Genomic DNA, 26,360 nt, shown 5'->3' with positions numbered 1-26,360 from the left:
ATCAACAAGCGCGTTATATTTCGATCGGAGTCCATCGACCAGTGTTGCATCCGGCATTTAACCATTATGCAAATCCGTATGCCGCAGGTCGATGCCAATCAGGTAAGTTATTTCCGAACGACGCCTAAGTGTCTCGTTGGAAAGGTACCTGGAATTGCTTGATTGGACGGGGCGTCAAATTCGCAGCGACAAGGTCGGGTCAATCCCAGAGCATCTGCAGCCCATCCTGACTCGCATCGGCTTGGACACCCATGGTTGGTGCGACATTGTGCTCAAGTTCGGACGAGTATTCCGCCGCGCCGCCGGCAGCCCAGAGCATCTGGCCGAAGAGGCATCTCGACGCGACCAAAAATGGCTTTGCGCTCCCGGCAATCCGCTGGGCTTATCGTCGGTCTGACACAAACCGATGACAACTAGCCCGAATTCGATGCCCCTGGGTTGGCTTCTGCGCGGTCGTGGAGCAAGCAACTGGAAAACGGTCGGATTGCCAGTGACCAAAGCTGAATTGGGCAGATTGGCGAGATTAGCTGCCACCGAATCCGCGATTTGGTGCACAAACAAAATGGATGGCCCTCTTCTCGGGTCCGTGTCTGTCAGATCCATCCCCGTGACATCCTCAGCGGTCAGGATTCCGTCTTCGGCATCCGCGGGAACCAGGCGAGCGACCAGCCAGGTGTTGACTCCGGCCAGCGCCAAACTGGATCGCAGCAAAGGATTTTCTATTCCCGCGACCGACCAGGCCCCGCCCGCTTCCTGCCGGAGACTTTGAAATCCACTTGTGCCCTGCGAGTCCTGATCGATGTCCGGGCGATCCTCCAGAAAGTACCCGTGCGTGGCCAAGTGCAGCATGCGCGGTGAGCGAACGGCCTTCAGAATTCTCCATGCTGAATGACGCCTTTGACACAGCCCATGAGTCACTTCATTTTCTTCGCAGCTTCTTGAACGCCTGTGATTTTATCTATCGCTTGACTCACCGCCGATCGGACATCCGGGGAATCATCCTCCAGCATCTTTTCCAATCTCGGAACTGCCGATGTCGCGGCAGAGCCTAGCTGTCCTAAGAATGTCACAGCTTGCACGCGAATCCACTTGTCCTTGTGCTTGCCAGGGTTCTGCAGCACAGCGTCAATGACACTACTAGTCGCAGATTGCCAATCCTTGAGTCCGCGCGCACATGCCAGAACCAGACTGGCATCATCCTCTTTAAGTCCCTTGATAAGAGAGTCACGCCCCTCTTGGCTAAGCGTGCCCATTTCGCCGATGGCCCATGCAGCGGCTGACCGGGCGTCCGAATCACTCATCGGATTGTTCAGAACCTCGATGAGTTGACGCTCAGTTGCGTCTCCATTAAGGCTGATCTTCGTAATTGCATACCAGCAGTACACTCGCAACAGCAGATTATCGCTCATTGACGCCTTCCGAATGGACTCCAACGCCATATTTGCGGGTGGTCCGATGGCACCGAGTGCTCTTGCTGCCCTCATCTGACTTTCCAAGTTGTCTCCAGCCAAGGCAACTTCCAGGCTTGGAACTGCTGCAACGCCAATCTTGGAGAGTGCTCCTTGTGCAGCTGGGCCAACCGGGTATTCATGCTGCAGCATTTCGATTAGGTCAGGAATGGCATCCTTGGCACCTGGGCCAATACTCCCCAGTGCAGCAGCGGCATAGCGGATTTCAGAGCCAAAACCGAGTGTAGCTGCCTGGCTTTTTCTTGCACGGAGCCAAGTTAGCAAACCAGGAACAGCTACGACCCCTTTGGGCCCTAGTTGCTTTACGGCCTCGGCAGCATCAATATGAATCGAACTGACGTACTGACCGGGCGGTTGATTCAAGCACTCATTCAGCGCGGTGACTACCTCAGGTGACGCTGTTTTTCCCTCACCGACGATGACAATTGCAATGGCCGCACGATACCTGAGTTTGTGGTCGTCGCCATCGAGCAATTTCTCAAGGTCTGGAACTGCCACGGCTGCCTTCGGACCGAGTTGTTCCAGTGCCCAGACGAGCCGTTCGCGTAGTCGCATCCGGTTCGTTTTTCGAAGAGCATTGCGTAGCTCGCTAATCATGTCCGGGAATTCTTCACGAATCTTCCAAAGACCCCCTCCACCGCCATCCGGGGCGACGAGGTTGTCCCATTCCCAATGAGAAGTGTCGTCCTTCGTCGCAAGGCCACGAATCACCGCTTTTTTCAGCGTCATGAGATTCTGGCTTCCGGCATCGATGCGTTCTGCAGCACGGTACGCCGCATAGGCCACAGCAACATTGCTATCTTGTTCGATAGTGGATACTAGACTCGGCAGAATGAGCTTTGCAGCACTTCCGTACAAAAACAACGTGTTCGCGCAGCTCTCCCGGACTTTAGCGTCGCGGTCCATAAGCCCGCTTTCTAGGTGGCCTATTGCTGATTCGGAAAGTACAGGTAATTTCCCTAGTGCTTCCGCCGCGTTACGTCGCGTCGTCGGACTAGGATGTGCCAAATCCGATTTGAAACGAACGGCCGGGTTGACAACAGCAGACGGCGTCGCCAGCTTTAGACCATGGACAGTCCCGTTCTTACCCGCAACAATCAGGGAATTATTGGGGCCGGAAATAGTCAGTGGCCTTACATAGCCCCTAAAGCTCGGGAGATCCAGTGCCGCGATCTTCAAGACTTCCGAAGAAAGCCCTATTGACGAGTGCTCTTTTTTATTCTGCGAAGCTTCCACCCGACTCTCGATAACTTTGCAATCCCAGATCGTATAGCCATCTAGTGAAGACGTGATGACATCATTGCCGTCCGGCGAAAACGCAACAGAAGTCACTGCAAATGATGGAGCCTGCGGTAGGCTCCCTGCGATTTCTCCGTTGAAGCCATTCCAAACTGTCACGTTACCGCTGTCCGTGTTCACGGTGACGAGCGGTTGGGCAGTCGGCGCGAAAATCACCCCAGCAAACAGTTGGGGTGAACCACCTGTTACATGAGACGGCACCGACGCACGCTCTAATCCCGTATCTGAGTCCCACAGTCTAAGCGTACCATCTTCGCTGAGGCTAGCGAACGTGTTTTGAGGGCCAAACCCCACTGAGTAAACTGTTTTAGAGTGGCCGCTAAGCCGCTGTCTAATCCTCTTCGTATGCAGATTCCAAAATATGATCTCACCTGGCTTGTCGTAGTATCCTCCGGCTGATGCTAGCGTTTGTTCATTTCTGAACGCCAGAGTTGCCACCTCCACGTCGTGACCAACAAGTGTCCCTTCCCTAGTGCCATCCGCACTGTTCCAGAGCATAACTTCCTGGGATTTTGCTCCAGTGGCGATTAACGCCCCTGTCGGTGAATAGGCCACGCAGCGAACTTCGTTCGTATGCCCTGTTAGTGTGAATTGAATCTCTCCGTTTGATAAATCGAAGACATCCACAAAGCCGGGCTCAAGTGCCTTCGTGTTACGCACAACAGCCAAGTGTTTGCCGTCCGGAGAAAATGCAACCATTTGGATCTCTGGCCAGTCTGCTTCGCCAGCATGTACCTCTCCAAGATCGAGTGTTTCTTGGCTCTCAAAGTCCCATACGTACATATGCTTGTCTTCGAAGATCGCAAAAAAGTGCTTCCCATTGGGGCTAATCTTCAGTAGGGCCACTTCCGCCTCCGATCGTGCAAAAAGAGCCGGGTGTTCGACCTCGAGCGGGTGCAAGATCTTACAAGATCCATCTATGGAGCCCGAAAGAAGTAAGCCGCCATCTTTGGAGAAGGCGAGGCAAGACACGGAATCGGAATGAACAAGAAACTCATTCTGAAGCAACGGGGGATCGAGCGTCCAAACATGTATCTTGCCTTGTCGATTACCAGTGGCAGCGTGAAGTCCATCTGGATGTACAGCGATACTCTCGATGGAACTTGTTCCGCAAGGAATCGTGTGTACCCGTTGGTGCGTTTCAAGATCCCATTCTTCGAGAGAATACTCGGCATCCTCTAATACGAACGAGTCACTTTTGATTCGCTTCCGCGTACTGGCTAAAATATGCTTGCCGTCGTTTGAAAATGCCACCTGCGAGAATCCCTTGGATTCAGTTTCAATCGTCGTGATAAGTTCGAGTGTGGTGACGTCAAGAATCTTGATTGCCGTTTCTGCTTCTGGTGTTTCATCGAACAGCGCGTTTTCACGCTCTTTCGCATTAACGATCCAGATTGCGGCCAGCAACTTACCGTCCGGAGAACAGGCCATGCCTGTGATGGAATCGTCCAACTTCGCGATGAGATTTGAGGGCGAAGTTGTTAGGTCCCAGACTTTCAAGCCAAAAAGACTGGAACAGACCAGTCGCTTCGCATCCGACGTAATCAGCACGTGTGCCGGACTTGACGCACCGCTCCCATTTCCATCGTCGCGGTAGTTGCCGGCGTCCAAACTGTGAGTTTCTTTGAAAGTTGATCGCTCACGAACACTAATCGCAGAACTCGTTGCGGCGGCAAGCGTATTGCCGATTTCAGATACGGCGACGGCAGAGACTGAATAATGGCTTCCTCTCTCGCCGACATCAATTATGTTTTCGATGCCTCCCCTTCGTGAGTTCCAAATCCTGATCGTTCCATCATAGCCAGCACTGTAGCAGAGGTCCGATTCCGGCAGAAAGCCGACCGCGGTAATGTAAGACGTGTGTCCCCAAAACGTCGCGTCTGCACGGTTGATAAGAGTCCAGAGATGGTACCACTCGAAGTCACGCAGGTCTAACTCATTTGAGTGCGCTGCAGGACGGTATTTCTCGAGCAAAACCACAGCACGCCGCAGGTTGCTGTTTTGCCAAGCTTCGTATGCAGTACGCATGTCTAGTTTGTAAAGGTTTGCTTGCAGGTGACTACTCGTAGCCTCCGCCTTATGTTTCTGCGCTGTTGCGTTATCCGCATTCGTATTCGCTCGTTCGGTCTGTATTGTAAGTTTACTATTGGTTTTGGTTAGCTCATTTTTCCTCTCTTCGGCCGTTTTGTAGTTCCACCACCCAAATGCCCCCAAGGCGGTAGCGACCACCAGCAGAGCGGCGGCTAAGTGGAACCAACTGCGAATTTTCTTCTCTGACTTTTCCGCGTTGATTCGGGCGACCTGTGCATCGAGCTCTCGTTGCTTCGTCGTGTCCAGGACTACTTTGCGCAGCTTCTCTTCTCGCTGCATCTGATCCAGAACTGCTCGCTTATGCGTCTCTTTAGCCTGTCGGCTCGCCCTGATCAGCCGTTCCACATCGGGTTTCCAGTCGCGGGTTCCAGTGCGACCCTCTTCGACAATCTTAAGGTCCGCATCGCCGAGTGGCGTTCCCGTCTTGCCGTCCGCCCAATCAACCGTGCGGTTGTCGAGTATGCGGCGGGCTCGTTGGCCGGGTTTGTCGGATTTGTCGAATTCCGCTCGGACAAGCGGGGCGAGTGTATCGTGGGCCAGTCGCGTCGTGTCGCTGGTGCTGGTTGGTCCGGATTGAGGAGTCGTCAGCAGGTACAGGTCCTTGCAATGTTTCAATAGCCCGGGGAGCCGGTCGCTGACATGGGAGTACTCTTGTTCGAGCTGCTTGAGCGAGGACTGACTGGCTGTGCCGAGATCGGTTGTGTGCCTAGCCAACACGTCCAGCAGCAGGCCCGACTTGGCGGGTTCCGGCATGTGGGCTGCAAACGCCTTCAACTGCTGACCGAGAAAATCGCTGAGCAGAATCCCCTTGTCTTTCAGATCGAGATACAGATCGCGCGTGAACGTCGGCGGCTCTGAGCGGATCTCGGTCGCCTTGTCCCACAGCTTGGACAACAGGATCTGCAACGTCGTCGCGATGGCCGAACCACGATCGGCCAGGAGACGGTCGGCGATCTCCCCCGCCAGTCTGTCGTCGATCGTCAAGGCGTATCGCTCGCGCAGTCGCCGGCTGCGCGTCGGTCCCTCAACTACCTCGATGATGCCATCGCGATCCAACGGCTTGAGGAAGATCTTGGTGAAGGGAAGATGAAAGGTCTTCACCTCGTCCTCTAGCAGGGCCAGCCATTCCTCACGGAAGCTGAGCACCAGTTTCCCTCGCGGCCGCTGAGCCGGATCGCCGAATGTGGCTTCGACTGCTCTCAACAATTGGGCGAGTTCGTCGGGCAGATCCAGGATGGGACGCGTGTAGCACTCTTCGACTTGATCGAGGATCACGATCAGCGGCGGTTTGCCCGGTTCAGCCTCACTGGCCCGCCACGCGGTCTCGATCGGTATCGCGTCGTCGGCTGCAAGACCAAGTGCCTTTTTGAGCGTTGCTAACAGTCCCCTGTCGCCTCGTCGCTCGTAGCGGATTTCGCAGCTCTTCGTCAGACGCGGCAACACACCGGCGTTCAGCAGTGACGACTTGCCGACGCCCGACTGACCGTAGAACAGAATGACTGGCTGAGATCCCGATGACAGGGCGTCGTACATCTCGCGAATCTGCCGGCCGCGCCCGAAGAAAATCTCGGCATCGTCTTTCGTGAACCAGTTCAAGTGCTTGTAGGGACTCTCCGTCAGGTTCGTTTCGTCCGGGGGCGGTAGCCCGAACAGCGGATCGTTCGCGGCGTGAGACAGGCTCCACTGATCCACCACCTCGGAACCTTTGCGTTCATACAGCACCCAAGGAGCACCGTCGGAACTTCGGTTGTCTTCCGGCAGGCTGTGGTGGTCGCCGAAGTACAGCTTCCGATGGTCGCTACCCCTGGTGGTCGTGATTGCAGCGCACGCCTCATTGAATGCAATGCGAATAGAAGTGGTTCCCTGAGCCAACGCGGCATAGAAACGCTTAGAGAAGTCGAGGGCGACGCGATCGTCAATCGCCCGCGACGTGGCAATCACCGCCGCGAGATTCTTGTTGGCATCGAGCAGTCCCTGCGCCTGCTGCCGAGTCGAACAACCGTTCAGGAAAACCAGTCGCAAACCATGTTGTGAGGCAAGGAACGAGGCGAGTCCGCTCGCATCCGCCGCCGCTGCCTGGCCATCGCGGGTTTCCAACAACAACTGAAAGCTGTTGGCGTGACCGCTAAAGTGAAAGATGGCAATTCGGTCGCGATATCGGGCATTTTGCAGGACCTTGAAGATGTCGTCGGCCGTGCAGTGCGACCGCGCGACAAATTCGCAAAGTCCCTGCGCGGCCTCCAAGGTCTCGCGAACTCGCCTTTCCTCCTCGGGCAGATTCAGCGGCTGGCCAACCGTGCCGTTTCGATCGTTCGCGAACGCAAGAAAGATAACTGGTTTGTTCGTCTTGTCTGTCATGCTCGTCCCATCTCCTTTAGTGAGATTGTCACCACGCAACCCCCGCCATTGCCTTCAGTCCGACATTGGAGGCGAAGTAATTCAAGTGGTGACAGATCACGTTGCACTTTTGGGGTGCAGGGGTGCGGTTGTCGGGGATGCTGCGGATGCTGGCGTCGCTGACGGCGATGTCGTGGGCGGCGTCCTGGTAAAGCGCATCGAACAGGGGGCCGCCGCCGAGCTTGGCGATTAACTTCGGGATCAGCTTGTCCGATTCCTCGCTGTAGTCGCGGATGTCGCCCGACACGATCGTGTAGGGCACGGCCGGGTCGTCGCTGGTGTTCAGCATGCGGATGAATTCGGAGCCCGGGTTCATCTGTTCGAGCGTCGGTGTGACTTTCTGCGAACGGACCAGCGCGGAGAGCAAGGCCGCACCGAACGGGGCGAACGGTGGAGACGTGTTGATCGCCAAGGTGGTCAAAAGGCTAGAGAGCCGCCGCGCCATGTCCACTTTTCCGAACGGCGAACCTTTGTTGGGCGTGCCGAACATCACCAGATGATCGACTACCCGGTTGCCGCCTTCCCGCTCGATGAACCATCGGGAAACCAATCCGCCCATCGAATGGACGAGCAACGTCAGTCGCTTGTCGTCGCCTTCGCGCAGTCCGGCTTCGGCGAGCTGCTGTTTCAGCCTGACGGCGGTCTCGGCAATTGGCGTGCTGAGGTTTTCGTAGTCGTAAGTCAACACGAGGTCGAACTTCTGATCGATGCTTCGTCCGTCGGCGTCCTGGGCCAGTTTCAACGCCTGAACGATGCTGTCGGTATTGCCAATGATGCCGTGAATCAGCAGCAGCACGCTTTTCGCCGCCGCGACCTTTTCGGCCACGCCGCTGCGATGCCGCTCGAACGACGCGTCAGTCTTGTACTCGATCCAGCACAGCCGATTGACGTTCTCCTGCCCGAGGTATGTCTTGAAGAAGTACATCTGCAAGGCCCGGCCGAGGCTGCGGCGGTTGTCCGGGACTTCGGGGATGTGCTCGATGCGGACGTGCGTCCGTCCTTGTTCGTCCTGCCACGGATCGCCGGTCAGCAACAGGTGCTCGCCGTCAAACGTCAACGGCAGAATAAATTCGCCCACCGCCAGCTCGACGTTCAGTTCGATTTCCAGCGGGTCTTGCTTGAGGGCGTCAGCATTTTGGATGTCCGTCAACTCAAGGATGTTTTCACTGTCGCCGCGCGTGCCGGAGAAGTTCAGTAGCTGCATGCCCTGCCGCTCTAGGGCGCGGTAGATGTCCGGAGCGGTTCCCACGCTGCGAGTGGTCGTTTTGGCAGCGCTCAGGCTGACGCCAGCCTGAAGCGACGCGTGGCCCTTGATCGTGATCTTGCCACCGGCCAGTGTCGTATCCTTTGTCGTGACCCGGTCGAGTTGCCGGACGAGTTTTATGTGCAGATCCCTGGTAAACCATTCGTTTTCGTGAACGAGTTTTTTACGAGGCGGGCCGAACGTTAATCCCTTCGTACTCCTCGTTGCCCGCGGGTCAAAGATCCGGCCGATCTCCAACGGTTCTTGTCCCAGCAGGAAATCGTCGACCTTCTCGGTGCTCACGATCAGTTTGAATGTGTGGATCGCTTCGTCGCCTTCGTTGTCATCCAGAGACAGATTGAAGGTCGCGTTGCCGTCGAGCGTGACCGTGAAGTCCGAGTCCGTGGGTTCGACCCGCTCGTTGTACAGCACCTGGATCCCGTAATCGTCCGCAAAATGGACCAGCAGCAGGTGCAGCGGCTGCGGCGTGAGATTGCGGGCCTTCAGTACTCCTCGCACGGCTTGCCACTCGCCGTTCTCCCTCCTGACGTCGAGGGTGATCTCGCCATGTGGGCAGGAATACTGTTCGGCATGATCGTCGTCGCCGAGTAATTCGCAGAACTGGAACGGCACATCGTCCCGATTCATCCTGGTCGAGTGATTCTGCAAAACGACGGCTCGCTCCCAGGCCGCGACCTGTTTCAGAATCGCGAACATGTACTCCGCGGCCTGCTGGGTGTAGCCCTTCGCACCTTGAATCAACCGGTCCGTCTCGCGGAACTTCAACAGATAACTGCCGTCTTCGGCGCACAGCGTGTAGCGTGCTGCTTCCGGCGCGTCAGTCAGCAAGGAAATACCCAACGAGCGATCGCCCGACGCGTTCAAAAACTTCTCGAACGAATCTCTGTCCTGGGCGTTGCCTTCCAGATGCACGGCCAATGGCGGTACGGGCAGAGTCGTGATCTCGGCCTGAAAACGGGTCGCCGGGTCGGCTTCGAAGTCGAGCAGTTGCAAGTCGCTTTTCTGCGTCCCAACCTGCGTCGTCGCGGCATGTCCGGCCACACGCGACTGGTCGAATTCCGGGAAGAGTGCTAGTTCGACGGTGTTGTCCGGATCACTCGGCAGGCCGTGAAGCGCGCCACAATCGATCCGCCAGCTCCGGTTCTCGAAGTAGACGCTGAAGCGGCGAGCGGCATGCGAAGACCGGTTGCCGAGGAATCCTGTGTAGGCAGGGAATCCGCAGTAGGTCTCGAACTGCGGATCCTGGTTGTCGGCCCGCTTGCGGACTGCGGCCCGGCAACGGACGAAGAGCTCGGCGTAAGAAATGTCCGAGCCGGACTTGCCCAACACTTCGAGCAGCGTACTGGTAAACACGCCGTTGTGGTCTTTGCCTTCCCACGCCTTTTGAATACGCTGGCAAGCGGCGAGCAAGATGTGACGGCTGGCCGGGATTTGAAGTGGTTTTCCCTGGTTATGAAGTTTCGCGTAGTAGCCGTCCAGGTAGGTCTCCAGCGGCCTCTCGTCGAATACTTCGTGGGTCTGCCGCGCCTTGAGCTGCGTGAAGTCATCAGCATTCCGTGTGGCTGATCCGGAATGGCAGCAATCAAATATGACGGCAAGGTGGGGTTCGTTCCTGGCGACCTCCGCCAGCAGGACGGCTAACTCTTTATCTGCCAGATCAAAACCACCGGGATCCCGGCTGTCGTGGCAGACGAGTCCTTCGTCCCAGCCATCCGGAAAGAACTGCCGAAACTGTGAGGCCGACTTTGAACGGGCGCCGTGGCCCGAGAAATGGAAAACGACGACGTCATCCTTTCCCGCCTTGCCGAGGTGCGTTTGTATCTGACCGACGACATTGCGGCGAGTTGCATCAGAATCCAGAAGCGTTTCAATGTGAAGCCGACTGCGATCGCAGGTGTTCGACAAATAGTTGTGGACGTGCTGCACGTCGTTGAGGCAGCCATAGAGTCGGCCAACATGATGCGGATAATCGTTGATGCCAACGAGCAGTGCGTATATGTGATTCGCCATTCGACGCGTCTCTCATTTTCGAAGACCATGCAGATCCACAAGTGGTTCGCATTATCTCGGTTTTCTGCAGCCTCTGCCAGACGGGGGATATCTATGTTGACCATAGGGGCTGAACAACGCCGCTAGACTGCCGACGTTTTACTTCCTGCAATGGGTTACGTTGGTGACCATTGTCGAACCGTTCTGAGTCAGAAACTGAGTGTTGCCTGCGCTGAGGGACTCGCGATTGACGCGTTGAGCCCACGTAGCAAACCTACGTTGGCGGCCCCAAGCTTCCGCCAAATCGACTGCCTCTGCCAGCGATACCGGAAAATTGCAATGCCGTGAAACTGGCCTTTAGCGGTCTCGGCAATGCCTCGTGCGGCGCACATCGGTTGCATCGACTTCAGCGTCGAGCGAACGCTGCTAGATCGCATTGATCTGATCCGCTTCCGCGCCCCATCGCGGCCGAACTTGGATGCTCCAGTTTGATCGCCGGTGCATTTAGGAAGATGAGGAGGAAGATCCGGCGTCGGACACCTGAGGTTGCTGGCAACGAGCTGCTGAAAATAAGAATGCCTACTTTCCAGAACGTCTACCTTGCGTCCCATCGTCGCCGCAGATCGCGAACGCGGGCGTCCGTAGCCAACGAATCGTCTGCCGCTGCAATCATGTCCAGAGTGCTGCTGATCCCGTACGGCCAGTATCGAACTTCCTCAGGCAGCACTTTTTGCAAGAGATGAAGGTATCGTTCCGGATGCGCTTCGATCAGAAGTTTTACGTCGTCTCGGAAGTGACTATGAAGTCTTGTCGCATCGCGGAGCGTCGTCAGCAATGGCGAAACGACATCGATCAACATTTGGAAGCTGTCCGGTGAGGAAAAGGGGAAAGGGGTCGTTTTTCTGCGGCTTCGGTATGTGCGTGTTGGCCGGTGGCCGACGCCGGAGCACCTTCTCATTCGTCGACGGCACGCCGGCTTCATCGACCGACACGTCGAGTCGCGGGACTCTTTGCGAGAAGTTTGGACATGCCCGGGCATCCCAAGCTATCCCCACCCGCATCTTGTGATCTCGTTATCGGCTAACACGGTGGCTCCGGCTTTGACTGCAATCTTCGCGAAAGGCTGAAATCGACGGGCAGGGCTAAATTGCTACCCATTCTTCGCTACATATAGGTGACGGTGGCGTTGTAGCCACCGGGGTTTACCTATTTCCTCTGCGAGGAGGCGCGTATGTCGCACGTGGTGCAGATTTCCACTCAGGTCCGGGACGCTGCAGCGGTTCGGGCTGGGTGTGTTCGGCTGGGACTCGATCAGCCGGTCGAAGGCAAGTTGAAGCTTTTTAGCGAGACCGTGACAGGGCTCGCTGTTCAGCTTCGGCAGTGGCGGTATCCGGTCGTGTTCCATACGACGACCGGTGAAACCAAGTACGACAACTATCAGGGCCACTGGGGCGAGCAGGAGCGGCGCGACGAGTTCCTGCAGGCCTATGCCGTCGAGAAGGCGACGATCGAGGCTCGAGACGAATGGCTACGGCGGCAGTGATTGCCGGCAAGCCAGCGAGGCCCTGGGGCAGGCTCTCGGCTCGCGTCAGAGCGAGTGGCTGTGGGTGGCGTTCGGTTGGTGGCTGACAGGGCGGCGACGGGAAGATCAACGGCAGTCACCGACGGGCGAACGACGATCGTCGCCGAATCCATTCGAAGGGTTCGGCTAGCGTGTTGTTGGCGACGTCGGCGGCAGTTGAGTTGCTACCGACAATGCCGATTACCAAGCCACCAGCGGAGGCTGAAAGTTTGGTTGCCCCGACGGTAGCCCCAGACCCAGTCCAAAGTAATCAAAATGAGGCAGCTTCGTCTACTGTGGACCACACCGACGAAGCGGTGTCCGGACACGAAAAAACCCCGGAAAACGCGAGTTTCCCGGGGTTCTCGATAGATCGGGATGACAAGATTTGAACTTGCGACCTCTGCACCCCCAGAGGCGATAATTCACATCCGTGGTTCCGGGCTTTTCTGCGAAAAAAGCCCTCTTCTCTCGTTAAACAAGCCTATCAGAAGTGCCATGCCCGTGGCAACTAGAGGCGTTTATTGCGGTATTGCACCCCCTGAAACACCCCCATATCGGTAGTTTTCCGGTAACGCTTTTCGCAGGTATTCGGCCTGCTGTCACGAGTAATTTTATTGAGCTGAGCGACTCTTCACTCCGCCCCGTCTTGGCCTTCGTCCTCCGACTGTTTCAGCTTTTCGATGATGCCCATGAAGGCACTACACTTGTCGGATGCATCGTACGCGATATCCCCAAGTAGATCGTAGGCTTTCTGATACGAATCAATCGCAGCTGATCGGTCAGCCGGTTTCATCCCGCCAACAGCCTGCGATAAACTCTCTTCGTCCACCGCTTTGATCGCATCGGCCAGAGCCTGCGCCCGCTTCTGTATCGAGTATGCGGTATGCAGCGGACGCGTGACAGGTAGCCCCTTAAGGTCTTTCAATTCTTTTCGTAGCCGGGTTGAACCCCATCCTTCTTCGAGCGAGCGAGCAAATAGCTTGTCGCGAACAGGCTTCTTCTCGATGCTGGCAAGAATCATCAAATGAGTCTGCGAGAAACCATCCGACCTTCTTGCTCGGTCACCGCCCTTCGCTCGCCGGCCTCGCTGATGCGGCGTGTTGCTGCTTCGGTGTTCCTCTCGCTTTTTCTGTGACTTCTCCACATGCCGAACTGCACGCTCCAGCATTTTTTTTGGAAAACCAGATACCTTCGCCAACCGAACTGCGCTCGACCGATCTCCGTTTACGACCTCGCGTAACGCCGCTCGAACTGCTTCGTCGCCGTATTCTTTGACGAGCTTCTTTGCTTCGCAGCTGATGTCATAGGTATTCTGGATTCGTCCCGCAGCATCCGTCGCCTCAAACCGCGTTCGCCACTTCCGAATCTGCTGCTTGCGTATTCTCTTCGCACTCACGTCATTTCGACCTCAATTTGGATTTTCATCTCGTCGTTCAGCTAGGCAGCGTGCGTGTATCATAGCTTGTGATTGGTAAGGATGGAGAGCAATGCGGCTGCATCGCGGTCGTGAAAACCCACCTTTTCATCGGGATTAGGAGCTAGCTCGGCCGTCATTTGGAAGGCTCATGATGAAAAAGCGTGTGGAAATTCCTATTCACGACCAATCCCACCTGCGCCGCCGGCGGCGAACGTGTGCAGAACCCCTGGATTCAGTGGGCCATCGGGAATGAGAGCGCCACCGCCCTGCTTAGCCACGCTGATGGACTTCTCTTCGCCGGGCTCCATGTCGATGTAGCTGAAGTGGACGTCGTAGAACTCCATGCCGCCGATCTTTTTTTGGGTTGTTACTTTACTCGACAGCGAACTTCCAGAGCGTATTCCAGGCAGCGACGGAAGGCCTCCTTGTCGTCCCGTTCATTGGGAAACAGGAGCTTCAGTAGTCCTCAGACCGTGTGCTTGACTGCGATCGAGTCTCGCTGGTTGAGGCCTCGCCCGAGCTTGAAGCATTTGTTGATCACATCCCCGAAGTTGCGTTTCCGCATCTCACGCACCCACTCGGCAAAGTAAACTACGATCAGGCCATACTGGTCCGTGAAGAACTCCGGCCGCATCTTGGGGATCTCCCAGCCGCTCTGCAACCCGCCTCGATCGGTGTTACGAGGTTGCAATTGATTGACTTCGACACCGCCGAGCTGACCAACGTCACCACTCAAGGCTACCGGGCCGATGAGATCGGGCAAGCCAAGGTGACGGCAACGATGCTGGAGGTCGAACGCATCGATCCGTCGATCGAAATCGACTTCATCATTGACCGCTTCCGTTCGATGCACCGCACCGGTGATGTCGTTTTCTACTGCGTCGACAGCATCGCGACGCAGGCAACGGTCTGGCGATGCCTTCAAAGGCGGACCCAACTGCTGATCGATACCCGGATGAACGGCGAGACGATTCGTTAACTAACGGCTGAGCCCAGCAAATCACGTCACTCGTACGAATCGACGTTGTTCGCTCAGGATGATGCTCACGCAGGAACCTGCACGACAAAATCGACAATCTACGCAGCGTCGATTGCCGCGGGCTTGTCCGTGCATCAATTCACACGCTGGCTCCGTGATATGCCACGGGACAGCGATTTCACCTTTAACCTACTCGCCAGCGAACTGAACGTCGCTAGCGAATTCACATCCTCAATTCAGGAGAACACATTTGCATCAATCACTCACCATCGGCATCACGACCGACAGCTCCCAAGGGCAACCAGGACCGAAAATCCGAGTCTCTGTGCCGCTAGACGGCCAGGCAAGTGATGACGCGATTCTCGCCGCCGTCCGGCGTTGCCGGTTGCTGGCAGAACAATCACTCGCGACGGAATCGCCACAGCGGGAATCCCCGCAATCAGCACCCGCTAGTTACCAACCGTCCGCGAAGCGTCTCGCGACGGAAAAGCAGATCAACGCGATCGCGGTCATGTCCAAGCGACAAGGCATCACGCTCGACCGCACGCTCCACGATCGGTTCGGAGTGTCGGCACTCTCAGCACTCACGATCCGCGAAGCCTCCACATTGATCGATGAGCTCAAAGGCAAACGGCCCGCATTGAACTAGCCTTCACCACCCCAGACTCCCGAGCCCAGCCGGATCACAACCGGTTGGGCATCGTGAGCTTTTTTAGCAATCAGGCAAAGGTGCCTGAACGAATTCGATCTGCAATAGCCCACGGCTGGCCGATAAATGATGTCAAATAGCCCTATCTCGCCTGATCGCTGACGCAGTCCGCTCTTTCAAAGGTCCCACATGGATGCACTTTACTTTTACCGTCACAGCCAGCATGATGATCTGGAACTTCGATATTCCCTTCGTAGTCTGGCCAAGCACGCGCCTTGGCTAGATAAGATTTGGATCTTCGGCGATCGGCCTGTCTTTCTCGCCGATAGCCAGACTTTTGTCGAGCATGTTCCGCATGAGGCAATGGCCGATCTTGGCTCCTACCGGACGCCCATGACAAACTTCTTCATCATGTTGCTGGCTTCCTCGCACATCCCTGATCTTGCGGACGAATACATTTGGCTCTGCGACGATTTTATCTGCTTGAACGAACTCAGCCCCGAGTCAGCACGTTCATGCAGGTATATTGATGACTTGAGAAATGTTCAGAACCGAGGAACCGGACTATGGGCCGAGTCGCTGTGGCGCACCTACGACTTATTGGTTCGTCTCGGCTATCCGACGTACAACTTTGAGACGCACACGCCGACGTTTTATCGGAAGCAGTGGGTCCAAGATGCCTATGAAGATTTCCAGGATTTTGTTACCCAAGATCGGTGGTACGGGATGCTGGGCCCCACCGCAGTACTGAATCACGCCTGCCTTCACGGTCCCATGGACCTGGTCCATCGTGGTGATGAAGGGGGTTATGTCGGCTTTCACGGAGAGCAGCCCACCGGCGAGCAGGTTCGAACGGACTGCCAAGACAAGTCCTTTCTCAATTTCGACGACGGCGCCTTCGGCCCAGCACTAGTTAACTATCTTGATCACGTGCTGCCGGAACCCAGTCCAGCGGAAATAAGCGACCAGAGTGGTGATTTGCCGACCACTGAGTCATTGCGTTCCCACATCCCAACTGACACCCAGCGCGGTCGCTTCCCCTCGCCAATGGTGGCGACGCGGGCTCTATTGGGAGATTGGCTCAACGACGTCGGGCTTCGAGGGCATGGCGTCTTGATTGGCGATCAGCACGGCCGTTTTGCTGAGACCTTACTACGCCGGTGGCGATGCAGGCAACTTGACTGCATTGATGCCTGGGTATGCCGTCTCGATGACGCCCAGCACGTGGACAAGAACAATCTTCCGCAGTGGAAGATCGATCACGCCTACAACGAAACACGGCGGCGATTGGGTAGCTTTGCGAGTCGTTGCCACATCCGTCGCGAAGTGCCAGCCGAGGCTGCCGGCCGATACGCCGACAGGTCATTGTGCTTGGTTTACCTCGACGAACAGCACTATTTCCAAGCGGTCTGGGATCATTTGGAGATTTGGTCAAAAAAGGTTCGACCGGGCGGTATTCTGGCAGGCCATGATTACTTGGACGGAGTGCTTCCATCGGGCAACTTCGAGGTGAAATCAGCAGTCGACCAATGGGCTCGCGAACGGTCTCTTACTGTCCACTGCACGGGCGAAGAGGTTTGGCGTTCATGGATTATCCAAATACCATGATCCCCTTCAAAGCAGAGAGCTACATCTGCGGTTAGACAGACCTGCCGGTCCCGCCGGGCGGCATCGTGCCTCAGTTCGCTCCGTCGATGTTCCGCCATCCATGGCTACACATCGACTCCGTTCACGACGCCCGGTCTCCGCTCGGTCGCTCCGGTGCGGTCTCCGTTCCTCGTCACTGCGTCTTCCCTCCGCTCGGTCGCTACGACCCGGCGGATCGGGCGTCGGCATCGCTGCGCTGGCCTTCCGTGCCCGGCCCGCCGGGCGGCATCCTGCCACCGGGCTTAGTCATGCGGCGACATCCTTGTCGCCGTCGTTCAGCGATCTATCCAGGGTGGCGGCTTCCTGCCGAAGATTGCGACGGCATCCTGCCGTCGCTGGTCGCTTCGCTCCGGTGCGCGGTCGTCCAGCGTGGCGGGCTTCCGGCCCGATCGTTGCGACGACTTCGTGTCGTCGCCGCGGTCGCTTCGCGACCCGCGAAGAACGCAAGCGATCGGCGAGGCGGCGTTGTGGTTCCGACGGCTTGCAGGTCCGTCCTGATGGAAAGTCGTTTGGCCGTCGGTTTCAGCTGGAACATCAACCCAGGTTCTGCCACGGTGGTTAATCAATCGCTTCGGTCACGTCGTTACTGCGGCGGCTGTTCGATCAGAACAAGAAGCTCATAACCTCTGTTTTCGAGTTCTTCCATCTCGAGTTTTTCAACGCTCTCTGCGCGACCAGAACCGCAATTCGAGCAACTGTAGATGTAACGGTCTTTCTTGTTTGCAGCACGCTTGCGGAAATCTTGGAAGCTTTCGCCGGGAATCGATTTGACCCGGTCTACATCAATCAGTTCTACAACAGTCCCCGACGGAGGGTCGTCGTCGTGCGCGTATACATAGATCGCCTTCTTTTCAATATCTGTTCGTGTTCGCAGCCCAGACGTTGTCCAATCGTTCTCACCTGAAAATACGAAAACAGGAAATTCGATTGAACAAGTAGAACAGCGCAGCCACAGAATAGAACCTTCAATATTTTGCTTCATCAGTTCAACCAATCAAAAAGGATCAAGTTCAATCCACCGTCTGCACGTGCTGATGGGGCGATGATGCCGTTGTATCCTTGCTCCCTCGCAAATCTACCCAACTGCTGAGTGACCTCGTAAATATCGTCACCACTCGTCCTAACAAGATCGTCAAGAGATACCCCGAGCCTTGATCGAACAGCCGGGTTGGAAAGATCAAGGAAGTTATCTAGCCGAACGTTAAACGTGTCCATCGTTCGACCACCAACAAAACTACCACCCAACTCTTGGATCACCGTGCGTGAATTTGTCGAGAAGTAGAGGGCTCCCTCGCCAGTCGCCGAATAGCGATGGCTCGCGGCAATGTTGAAATTGTCAATTGTTGTTGGGCTCGCCCCTGGGTAAGGAGCGCGATAGATGTTGCCCTCAAAGGCCACTCCCGTCTTTGGGGCTACGAGTAAATCGCCGACGGCGACAGACCCCGATCCGACTACCGAAAGGAAGCTGAAAAGAATGACGATGAGGACGCGTGTTGCAATCAAACTTTTAGCCAGTGCTCCTCACATTCTCGAAAGCCGAAAGAATTTGAATCAAATTACTGAAGAGAGCTCGGCATCTGTCAGCAGATTCGCAAACCTCTTCGGGCACTTCAATTTCACCATCCACAACGTCTTGCGCCATCGAACGCAATATACCCGCAAGTCGATTAGATAGTTCAGGATTGTCGGCGGACAGAACATCAAGCGATACGCCGTTCATTGCCGACGCTAGCTCGACCTGAGCAACGACTTCTGGTTCGTCTCGGTACCGCTCGGCAATGAGCGATGCGAACCATTCAAAAATACTGTCTTGGATGGTCCAGATTTCATCTGCTTTCTCAGAAATGCTTATTGCTGTCGTCATTCTAGAATCCAATTGGGATAACTTTGTCAAACAAGTGCTCCGGCAGATTCAAGACATAGTTCGCAACGTCATCCTGGATTTGTTTCGGGAAACTTGTCAGGTCAATGACAGTGAAGTCAGCTTTCTGCAAATGCCGGTCAATCTGATTGAAGAACTGGCTTCGTTGGCTCGCCCAGTGTGGAATCATTGCTGGGTTGCCCATTTGGTCATATGTGCGATCGAGATCATCGACGTAGTCGAATGCGGGATCAGCACTGTCAGTTAACCGTCTTCCAAGCTGGCTTTGCGCTCTACGCCGAGTTGCAGCCTCGACAAGTGCCTTTCCGACTGAACTATTGTTGTGGACAAGAACACCATCGTCCGTGATTCGATAGACGTGATGGCCATGAACCTCGATGTTGAAGACATCGGAAACCCGTTTCGGACGACGGACCTTCGCAACGGTCACGGAGCCAGCGAGCGTTGCGAGCTTTTCTCCTTCGTTGAGGTCGCCCAACTCTACCCAATCGTGTTTTGCCGGAATCCACACGGGGTGTGTGGTAGTTCCCGTGAACGTGGTTCCGTTCTCAAGTGTAACTTCGACGAGGTTGCTAACTTGCCGGGTCACGAATCGACCGGTGACCACGCTGCCTTCGCCTTCGGCAATTTCGCAGCAGGGGCCGATCGCCGTAACGACAGCGTTCCCGTCGACTTCAAATTCACTGAGAATCAGCGTGAACTCACTGCCGACGCTCAGGTTCAGGTTTTCAACCCATTCGACCGGACGCAGAAGCTGCATCTCCACAACAGCACCGTCCTTGCGGCGTAGTCGGACATCGAGCTGTCTCCATGTGTCCTGATCGACGTCGCGAAGACTGAAATCGTAGTCTTCTGGGCGTGGATTCTGGTCTGGAACACGTGCGCCGATTGCAACGTGCTCGATGGCGGTCGTAGTTGCTGGAGTCGTGGGGTTGGCGGTCGTCGTAGTCGCTTCGGAATTGCCGCCGAGCGTTGCCATTGCCAGTTCGGCACTCAGCCGAACTGGTGTCCCGGCTACGAAGCAACCACCAGATACGACACGGCCCGCTGTACTGTTTGGGGCAACAGAGGACTCTAACGCAACTCCCCCCAGCGAATCGTAATTCTCGACGCGATTTGCCGACTCAAACGCCTGTCGCTCGACGCGGTTTTGGGCCGATTGTAAAAAAATCTCGGCGCGGTTTTCCAGCGTTGAATGATGCGTGCTCGATGCGATCGCTGGGGCGCAGACCAGCAGCGCCGACGCGATCACGAGCATGAACAAGATTTTTTCTTTAGCTGCCTTCATGCACCTATTCTACGCGGCGGGATCGCTGGAAGCGACCGCCGCGACGGTGCAGGGACCGCAAGCAGCTAGATAGCAGCTAAAGATAAAGAAAGAAGTCTTTGATTAACGCGGCACAGCGGGGACACCGCCGGGCGCGTCGTTGTCGTCATCGTCCGACTTGGTTTCGTCGGTCGATGACGATGGGTTTTCGGGCGTCGAGGGATTCCCCGATGGATCGGTGGGCTTTGGGGGATCATCGGGCAGAGCGTCGATTTCTTCGCGGTTCATCTTGGCAGGATGCGTGGCTTCGTGAATCTCTTTCAGTTTGCGGATGCTGACTTGAGTGTAGATTTGCGTCGTCTCCAACTTCGCATGACCGAGCATCGCTTGAATGAACCGGATGTCGGCTCCGTTCTCAAGCATCAGCGTGGCCATCGTGTGTCGAAACAGGTGACACGAACCACGCTTGCCGATGTCGGCCGCGTCGATGTATTCACGAACGAGCTGCGTTAAGCGGTTGGTGGTGAACGCTTCGCCGAGGTGGGTCAGGAACAGCGTCACGTCGTTGGGATCGACGATCAGCCTGGGACGCACTTCGGTGATGTATTTGTTGATCCAGTCGATAGCACGCTTGCCGATCGGAACCATCCGATCTTTCTTGCCTTTACCTTGCCGGACCATCAGCGTTCCACGGTCTACGTCCATGTCGTACAGCTTGAGGTTCACGACTTCCATCCTTCGGATGCCCGTTGAGTAGAGCGTTTCTAAGATCGCTCGATCACGAAGCCCAAGCGGGTCGGTGACGTTAGGAACGGCCAGGACCGTTTCACTTTCACGGATCGTTAAGACGTGTTTCGGAAGGCGTCGTTCGAGGCGTGGCAGTTCCAGTTCACTCGCCGGTTTGTAAAGCATGTGGTTGTTTCGCGTCAGCCACTTGAACCAGGCACGCACCGGAACCAGGCGGGATGATTGACTGCGGAACGACAGCGGTTGTCCGTCCGCTTTGCGGTAGTGATACAGGAAGCGTTGATAACGCTCCAGGATCGGTTTGGTGATCTCCGTCGGTCGCGTCAAGCCGCGATCCTCCGCCCACTGGATGAAGTAGTTCAAGTACAAGTGTCGATTCTCGACGGTGCGCTCGCTGTAGTTTTTCACTCGCATCCATTCGAGGAACTTTTCAAGCATCACGGCCATCCCTTGTGGGTCGCCCAGGTTGCCGACTTGCTTGGGTGGTTGTTTGTCGCCTTTGCGTGGCATGGTTGATTCTCCTTCGTCGAATCAGGGGTGAGGTAACAGGCGTGAGACTTGACGTAAGACCCAACGCCGACGACGGAACCGACCGCCGCCAACGAGAACGGCTTCTGATTCTTTGATGAACCAGAAGCCGGGAACGTGTTTCTTTGAATGAGCTTTGAGTACGACTACGATTCGTGTCGCTTCAAGCAGCTTCCGCTTGCCCGTTTTCGTCGTTTTCCCGACTACTGGGCGGAAGTGACGTGTTTTGCCGGGCCGAATCGTTTTCGGGTGGGGCGACTTCTTCCGTTTTCTCCCCGACTTCTCCCGCCTTCTCGGGTGAGTTGTCGGGGCTTCGCAGTCGATTGACGTCGATCAGGCCTGACGTGATTGAGGTCGTTTGATCGCTGTCGGGGTCGTAGGACAACGAGTATTCAAGGCTGCGGCCCTTGCCGCCGCCTGCTTCGATTTTCAGATACTCGTAATCGACCAGACGCGAGAGGTGTTCTTTCAACTGCGTGTCACCGAACGTACTCCAGCGGCGAACGTCACGCCGCGTGAAGCGTTGTTCCCACAGTTCGGTTTCCTGTTCCTTGCATCGCGTGCGCAGACCCGCGAGGAGTTGTTCCAGCAGAACTTGCGTTCGCTCGGGAAGCTCGGCGAACGAGCGTTCCAAGAACCGATCGGCCAGACGGTTGGCTAGCTCGATATCGTCAAGCGTTGTTTCGACGAACCGTACCGATTCGCCCGCCGCGTTAACCATCGTGCCTTCGACACGTTGGTACTGATGCAGCAGCGTGACCGCTTCGATCAACGTCAGGTAATGATCGTGGGCGCGGCGGCTTTTGGTTTTGTCGCTGCGGAAGGTTAATTGCTCGGCGAAGTTGTTGACGACTTCCAGCGGACGCAACAGACGCTGTGCGTTTTGATGACGGGCGCGGATCGCTTTGCGTTCATGCTGCAGGCTGCGGCCGTCGAGCGTTCGCCGCGTGCGTTGTTGGCGGTGGATCGCTTCGGTATGGCAGGCGTGTTCACACACGCCCAGCGTGACGCAGCGGTTCTTGAGTTCCGGGTCGGTGTCGTCGCTGGTGGTGGTCAGGAAGATCATCACCGGGCCTTCGACGTGATACTCTTGCGTTTCCATTCGGCCGGTGCCGGGGTCTTTGCCGGTCGAGGCGATGTTGAGTTCACCTTCGCTTTGCAGCAGCTTCAGCGCGTAGGCCGCTTGCTCGACGCCTTCTTCTTCGGCGATGGCTAGGATGCGGTGCTTCAGGTTCGTGCCGCCCATGTAGAACAGGCTTTGCCCGGTCATCGCCGAATACTTGATCGTGTCTTCGGGTGGCATGAACGCCAGCACCGCTTCCATCAGCGAGGACTTGCCCGCAGCGGACGAGGATTGAATCAGCACCGCCAGCGGTTGCGGTAGCTTGCGACTGGTTGCGGCGAGGTAGCCGACGAGCTTGTTGATTTCTTCACCGACCACGCCGCAAGCGTCGAAGTCGGTCAGGATGGTTTCGACGAGGTTCGGTTGACGAAGCATGTCCAAGGCGGTCGCCTTGTCTTTGTCGGTTAGTTCGATGGTTTCGTCTTTGACCGCAAGCGTATCTTCGATGTGCTTGTCTTGCAGGGATTCCAGTTTCAGCAAGACCTTTCCAAGGTCTCGCTTGATGACCTCGGGATCGAAGCCCAGTTCTTTGGCCGCTTCGCGGATGAACACGGCGCGAGCTTTCGCCGCGTACAGATCGAACGTATCGACGTAGAACGCTTCGTCACGGCGAACCATCACGTTGAGTTTCAACACGTCGAAGGCAAGGTTCTTTTCGAGGCCACGAACGCGGTAGGTTCGATTGCCGATCTCGATGACGATGCCGTTCTCTTTCACTTCGGCTTCGATTTCTTTCGGGGCCGGTGGTTGCGGTGAAGCGACAGGCGGTTGCTTTTCAACGGGCGGCTCCGCCGCCCGTTGATCGTCCGCCGCCGCAGGCTTCGCCACTTCGACGCCAGGGATTTCGGCAGCTAAAGAAGAAGCCTTTGAGGAGGCTGGTTTGCTCGTCGGTTGCTCAGGCTTTTTTTCTTTAGCTGCTCCCGCGCTGGATGCCTGCGACGGCTTCACGCCTGGACCGATCCAGGCCGCGTTGCGGATCAGTAGTCCCAACGTGTCGCGGATCGGTTCAGCATGACCGCCGCCGTTTAAGAACGCACAGCCGTTGATGTCTTTGGCCCCGTCACTCACTCGAGTGCGGAAGCATTCGATACCGAGCGAACAGAATTTCTCGGCATGCTTCGCCGCCGCGTCATCGCCCGCCTTGTCCGCGTCATACGCGATCAACAGCCGTTTGATGTCGTGGACCTGCAGAGCTTGCAGCAGTTCATCGGTCAGACCGTTGGTTCCGTAGATCGTTGTCACGTTGCGGAAGCCCGCGCACCAGAACGTCAGCGCGTCGATCACCGATTCACACAGGATCAGTTCATCCGAGGCGGTGAACGCTTCCAGGTTCAGCACGCCGCCCATCGGTTGCGACAGATAGAAGTGTTTGGCCTTGGATTTGTTGTCGATCCGCCGACCGTAGATTTGTTTGATGCGGCCGGTGTCATCGAGAAGCGGGAACGTGATGCAGCCGCGGAAGTGTTCATGGCCGGTTTCGCGAGTGACGCCCAGTTCTTTCAACCGCGTGCGGATTTCGTTTCCTGCTTTGTTGTTTTGCTTGGGCGGCAGCCGCAGACCGAGCGTTCTATCGACGAAGCCGATCTTGAATCGCTCGACCGCTTCGTGATCGGTGATGAACCGCTTTTGCAGATACGCCAGCGCGTCGGGTGACTGCTTCAATCGCGAGTGGTAGTAATCGACGACGCCGGCGAGCGTTTCGTGATCGTCACCGGACAGCGGCAACGGCGCGTCGAGCTTGCGAGGCTTCGCCCCGCGACCGTTGGGACGACCGCCGGTTGATCCATCGCGGAGCAGTTCAACCGCGTGGCGGAAGCTGACGTTCTCGGCGTGCATGACCCACTGGATCGGATCGCCGCCGCAGCCGCACGCGCCCAAGCAGTTCCAAACATTTTTCTTTCGGTTGGCGACCAGTGAAGGGTTCTTGTCATCGTGAACCGGACACAGCCCAATGAACTCGCCTTTGCCACCGGGACGTTCTTTGAGTCGTGTTCCGTAGCTCTCGATCAGAGCCACGATGTCGTTTTCGTTTTTCATGCGGTCGATGAAGTCATCGTCGAATCGTGCCATGATTTTCCCTTTTTGCGAATAACCGGGGATTTTGGATTGGGTACCGATCGGTACTAGAACGTACCGATCAAGAACCAGCCACGCAACACCCTTCGGTGTTGACCGGCACTTTTCTGTTCCTAATATCGGAGTATTCAGGCATCGACAGGTGATATTTGAGGCACTTTTGATATGACTCCCAAGAAGAATGGCGTTTTGACAACCTTCGCCAAGCGGATCGGCGAACTTCGTAAATCGCACGGATGGTCCCAGAGCGAACTAGCCAAGCAGTTCGGTACGTCCGCCGCGATTGCCGGACGATATGAACGCGGAGACGTTGCCCCGTCGATCGAAGTAGCTCGGAAGATTGCCGATGCACTCGGAGTCACGCTCGACTACATGACCGATCCGGACGCGCCGGAAGATTCGATCCAAGACCAAGAGACGCTCGACCGTCTGCACGGTATCCAGCGACTACCAACCGACGAACGAAGTCGGGTCATTGAAGTGATCGACGCGCTGGTTCGTGATGCCAACGCCCGCGCCACTTACAACGGCAAGAAGTCCAAGAAGTCAGCGTGATCGACCCAGAGTACACGCAAGCGGTTGGAAGCCGTTTTGGCGCGCGGGCGTTTGCCCGGATGGAGACTTGTTCGGAGCGTCGGTGCGCGGTCCGCGAAGCGTGATTCAACGGGCCATCGCAAGTCGTCCGCTCCCGCGTTTGTCCGCTTGTTCGCAGGCTCACTGCGCCGACAACCGCTTCGCTACTTCGCTGGCAGGTCTGGCCGCGTAGCCTGTCGGTGATTCGGGCGGCCATCTGCGGAACGGACTGCGCTTATGACGTACCGCGACCGATGGTTGAGTCTTTCGGCTTGTCGGGCTTTGAACCGATGGAGAGTTGTTCGGTTCTTTTGAGCGAATGTCGCGGAACGTCAACGCTCCGCCGCCGCCTTGCAAGTCTTCTGGCGATTCACCGCTCCCAGCTCCGTTCGCTTAGGCTCACTGCGCGGTCGCTCGCGTACTCTATGAGCGGATGACGGCATCGTGCCTATTCTGTTTTTATCGGCATCCCGCTACACCGGCCTGGAGACATTAAACGATTGGCTGGAGTTGTTTGGTGGGTTGAGCTTTCATCGGGTCGTGACGTTTTCCCGTGGGCCGGTTCCGCTTTGCCTCGGTTCGCTACCGGGCCTTCGGGCCTCCCGCTACGCCGCCTTGCAGCCTTTCACGATTGGCCGTCGTTATCCGGTGCTTTGACGTGTTTCCGTTTACTTGCGTCTTCACCGTGCGGCTTCGCTTTGCCCTCAGCGGCCCGTTCGCTCACGACGCCCGGTCTACGCTCGGTCACTCCGGTGCGGTCTCCGTTCCTCGTTCCTCGTCACTGCGCCTTCCCTACGCTCGGTCGCTTCGACCCGGCGAACGCGACGTCGGGCGATTCACTTGTGATTCAACCGTCAATGAGTTGGCAGAGTCTTTCGGGGTTTGAATCTTTTTCTCTTTAGCTGCCCTTCCGTGTCGCGTTCGCCGGGCGGCATCGTGCCGCCGGGCTACGTCATGCGGCGGCCATCCAGGCCGCCGTGCCTCCGGCGGGAGCGCGGTCTATCGGCGCGTGGCGGCATCGTGCCGAAGATTGCGACGCACTTCGTGTGCGTCGCTGTCGCTAACGCTCCGGTGCGCGGTCGTCCAGTGTGGCGGGCTTCCGGCCCGGTGTTGCGATGGCATCCTGCCATCGCGGTAGTCGCTTTCCGCCCTATTCACCAAACGTGACAGATTCACCTGGCTTATGCGATGAAGTCAATTCCATTGCATCACGATTCCCACTTTCTGTAAGTGAGACCAAGACTCCGTCTGAGTTCTCTTCAACCGCAACAAGCCCCTCATCCGCAAGCTGCTTGGTTGCATCAATCAACCCAAACTCTACAAGCGGATGCCAGTCGATTTTGCCACCATATCGGTAAATGAACATGATGACCTTCTGTTTTTCCGAAAGTTCACTCAT

18 protein-coding genes and 2 pseudogenes are annotated in these 26,360 nt (G+C 56.5%); 6 read left to right on the top strand and 14 right to left on the bottom strand.

What is annotated here, in order from left to right; all coding sequences use genetic code 11:
* Positions 1-154: 154 nt before the first annotated feature.
* Positions 155-397 carry a hypothetical protein gene (locus CA85_RS25915; RefSeq protein WP_186774889.1) on the top strand — a complete coding sequence of 81 codons (243 nt, stop codon included), beginning with the start codon at positions 155-157 and terminating at the stop codon, positions 395-397.
* A 251-nt stretch (positions 398-648) separates the two neighbouring features.
* On the opposite strand, the pseudogene CA85_RS26245 reads toward CA85_RS25915, so the two are convergent.
* From CA85_RS26245 to CA85_RS22845, 4 genes and pseudogenes are all read right to left on the bottom strand, one after another.
* Positions 649-849 (bottom strand): annotated as a pseudogene (locus CA85_RS26245) (hypothetical protein); the annotation flags it as partial.
* 65 nt (positions 850-914) lie between these two features.
* Positions 915-7,217 (bottom strand): nSTAND1 domain-containing NTPase, encoded by a 6,303-nt coding sequence (locus tag CA85_RS22855; RefSeq protein WP_146393732.1) that lies wholly within the window; start codon positions 7,215-7,217, stop codon positions 915-917.
* Between the two features lie 28 nt (positions 7,218-7,245).
* Positions 7,246-10,530: a caspase family protein gene (locus CA85_RS22850; protein ID WP_146393730.1), complete on the bottom strand. Its 3,285-nt coding sequence runs from the start codon at positions 10,528-10,530 to the stop codon at positions 7,246-7,248.
* A gap of 574 nt (positions 10,531-11,104) precedes the next feature.
* Positions 11,105-11,368 carry a hypothetical protein gene (locus tag CA85_RS22845; RefSeq protein ID WP_146393728.1) on the bottom strand — a complete coding sequence of 88 codons (264 nt, stop codon included), beginning with the start codon at positions 11,366-11,368 and terminating at the stop codon, positions 11,105-11,107.
* Positions 11,369-11,740: 372 nt separating this feature from the next.
* Here CA85_RS22845 and CA85_RS22840 point away from each other — a divergent pair, with 372 nt between their 5' ends.
* On the top strand, positions 11,741-12,052 hold the full coding sequence (locus tag CA85_RS22840; protein WP_146393726.1) for a hypothetical protein: 312 nt from the start codon (positions 11,741-11,743) through the stop codon (positions 12,050-12,052).
* A gap of 652 nt (positions 12,053-12,704) precedes the next feature.
* Here CA85_RS22840 and CA85_RS22830 read toward each other — a convergent pair.
* The 3 genes and pseudogenes from CA85_RS22830 to CA85_RS25905 form a co-directional block, all read right to left on the bottom strand.
* Positions 12,705-13,094 carry a hypothetical protein gene (locus CA85_RS22830; protein WP_146393724.1) on the bottom strand — a complete coding sequence of 130 codons (390 nt, stop codon included), beginning with the start codon at positions 13,092-13,094 and terminating at the stop codon, positions 12,705-12,707.
* Between the two features lie 569 nt (positions 13,095-13,663).
* Positions 13,664-13,834: a hypothetical protein gene (locus CA85_RS25485; RefSeq protein WP_222435508.1), complete on the bottom strand. Its 171-nt coding sequence runs from the start codon at positions 13,832-13,834 to the stop codon at positions 13,664-13,666.
* A gap of 23 nt (positions 13,835-13,857) precedes the next feature.
* Positions 13,858-14,151, bottom strand: a pseudogene (locus CA85_RS25905) (BREX system Lon protease-like protein BrxL).
* Positions 14,152-14,181: 30 nt separating this feature from the next.
* Between CA85_RS25905 and CA85_RS25210 the strand changes: the two are divergent.
* The 3 genes from CA85_RS25210 (at position 14,182) to CA85_RS22810 (ending at position 16,726) form a co-directional block, all read left to right on the top strand.
* Positions 14,182-14,469 carry a ThiF family adenylyltransferase gene (locus CA85_RS25210; protein WP_186775152.1) on the top strand — a complete coding sequence of 96 codons (288 nt, stop codon included), beginning with the start codon at positions 14,182-14,184 and terminating at the stop codon, positions 14,467-14,469.
* Between the two features lie 250 nt (positions 14,470-14,719).
* Positions 14,720-15,118 (top strand): hypothetical protein, encoded by a 399-nt coding sequence (locus CA85_RS22815; protein WP_146393720.1) that lies wholly within the window; start codon positions 14,720-14,722, stop codon positions 15,116-15,118.
* Between the two features lie 189 nt (positions 15,119-15,307).
* A complete protein-coding gene (locus CA85_RS22810; protein ID WP_146393719.1) occupies positions 15,308-16,726 on the top strand; it encodes a class I SAM-dependent methyltransferase in 1,419 nt (472 codons plus the stop codon).
* A 622-nt stretch (positions 16,727-17,348) separates the two neighbouring features.
* Here the strand turns inward: CA85_RS22810 and CA85_RS22800 are convergent.
* From CA85_RS22800 to CA85_RS22775, 6 genes are all read right to left on the bottom strand, one after another.
* Entirely contained in the window at positions 17,349-17,747 is a 399-nt protein-coding gene (locus CA85_RS22800; protein WP_146393716.1) for a hypothetical protein, read from the bottom strand.
* Positions 17,747-18,268 (bottom strand): RES family NAD+ phosphorylase, encoded by a 522-nt coding sequence (locus CA85_RS22795; protein WP_186775151.1) that lies wholly within the window; start codon positions 18,266-18,268, stop codon positions 17,747-17,749. Before CA85_RS22795 ends, CA85_RS22800 begins: the two co-directional genes overlap by 1 nt.
* 4 nt (positions 18,269-18,272) lie before the next feature.
* Positions 18,273-18,659, bottom strand: a complete 387-nt coding sequence (locus tag CA85_RS22790; RefSeq protein WP_146393712.1) for a hypothetical protein — start codon at positions 18,657-18,659, stop codon at positions 18,273-18,275.
* On the bottom strand, positions 18,631-19,935 hold the full coding sequence (locus tag CA85_RS22785; protein ID WP_146393710.1) for a polymorphic toxin-type HINT domain-containing protein: 1,305 nt from the start codon (positions 19,933-19,935) through the stop codon (positions 18,631-18,633). The genes CA85_RS22790 and CA85_RS22785 overlap by 29 nt, the downstream gene beginning before the upstream one ends.
* A gap of 102 nt (positions 19,936-20,037) precedes the next feature.
* Positions 20,038-21,171, bottom strand: a complete 1,134-nt coding sequence (gene xerC, locus CA85_RS22780) for a site-specific tyrosine recombinase XerC (RefSeq protein WP_146393708.1) — start codon at positions 21,169-21,171, stop codon at positions 20,038-20,040.
* 181 nt (positions 21,172-21,352) lie between these two features.
* On the bottom strand, positions 21,353-24,382 hold the full coding sequence (locus CA85_RS22775; protein WP_146393702.1) for a CHC2 zinc finger domain-containing protein: 3,030 nt from the start codon (positions 24,380-24,382) through the stop codon (positions 21,353-21,355).
* Between the two features lie 171 nt (positions 24,383-24,553).
* On the opposite strand from CA85_RS22775, the gene CA85_RS22770 reads away from it, so the two are divergent.
* Positions 24,554-24,943 carry a helix-turn-helix domain-containing protein gene (locus tag CA85_RS22770; protein ID WP_146393700.1) on the top strand — a complete coding sequence of 130 codons (390 nt, stop codon included), beginning with the start codon at positions 24,554-24,556 and terminating at the stop codon, positions 24,941-24,943.
* 1,168 nt (positions 24,944-26,111) lie between these two features.
* Here CA85_RS22770 and CA85_RS22765 read toward each other — a convergent pair.
* Positions 26,112-26,360 (bottom strand): hypothetical protein, encoded by a 249-nt coding sequence (locus CA85_RS22765; protein ID WP_146393699.1) that lies wholly within the window; start codon positions 26,358-26,360, stop codon positions 26,112-26,114.

This window comes from Allorhodopirellula solitaria (assembly GCF_007859855.1).
Classification (GTDB): domain Bacteria; phylum Planctomycetota; class Planctomycetia; order Pirellulales; family Pirellulaceae; genus Rhodopirellula; species Rhodopirellula solitaria.
Note: the sequence above shows the minus strand (reverse complement) of the source record. Positions and strands in the feature narration are given on the sequence as shown.

What these genes read in the sequence shown, in the direction of transcription:
- CA85_RS22855 (WP_146393732.1), bottom strand. Translation starts at nt 7,217, where the DNA reads ATGACAGACAAGACGAACAAACCAGTTATCTTTCTTGCGTTCGCGAAC.
- CA85_RS22850 (WP_146393730.1), bottom strand. Translation starts at nt 10,530, where the DNA reads ATGGCGAATCACATATACGCACTGCTCGTTGGCATCAACGATTATCCG.
- CA85_RS22845 (WP_146393728.1), bottom strand. Translation starts at nt 11,368, where the DNA reads ATGTTGATCGATGTCGTTTCGCCATTGCTGACGACGCTCCGCGATGCG.
- CA85_RS22840 (WP_146393726.1), top strand. Translation starts at nt 11,741, where the DNA reads ATGTCGCACGTGGTGCAGATTTCCACTCAGGTCCGGGACGCTGCAGCG.
- CA85_RS22830 (WP_146393724.1), bottom strand. Translation starts at nt 13,094, where the DNA reads ATGATTCTTGCCAGCATCGAGAAGAAGCCTGTTCGCGACAAGCTATTT.
- CA85_RS25485 (WP_222435508.1), bottom strand. Translation starts at nt 13,834, where the DNA reads ATGGAGTTCTACGACGTCCACTTCAGCTACATCGACATGGAGCCCGGC.
- CA85_RS22810 (WP_146393719.1), top strand. Translation starts at nt 15,308, where the DNA reads ATGGATGCACTTTACTTTTACCGTCACAGCCAGCATGATGATCTGGAA.
- CA85_RS22800 (WP_146393716.1), bottom strand. Translation starts at nt 17,747, where the DNA reads ATGAAGCAAAATATTGAAGGTTCTATTCTGTGGCTGCGCTGTTCTACT.
- CA85_RS22785 (WP_146393710.1), bottom strand. Translation starts at nt 19,935, where the DNA reads ATGAAGGCAGCTAAAGAAAAAATCTTGTTCATGCTCGTGATCGCGTCG.
- xerC (WP_146393708.1), bottom strand. Translation starts at nt 21,171, where the DNA reads ATGCCACGCAAAGGCGACAAACAACCACCCAAGCAAGTCGGCAACCTG.
- CA85_RS22775 (WP_146393702.1), bottom strand. Translation starts at nt 24,382, where the DNA reads ATGGCACGATTCGACGATGACTTCATCGACCGCATGAAAAACGAAAAC.
- CA85_RS22770 (WP_146393700.1), top strand. Translation starts at nt 24,554, where the DNA reads ATGACTCCCAAGAAGAATGGCGTTTTGACAACCTTCGCCAAGCGGATC.
- CA85_RS22765 (WP_146393699.1), bottom strand. Translation starts at nt 26,360, where the DNA reads ATGAGTGAACTTTCGGAAAAACAGAAGGTCATCATGTTCATTTACCGA.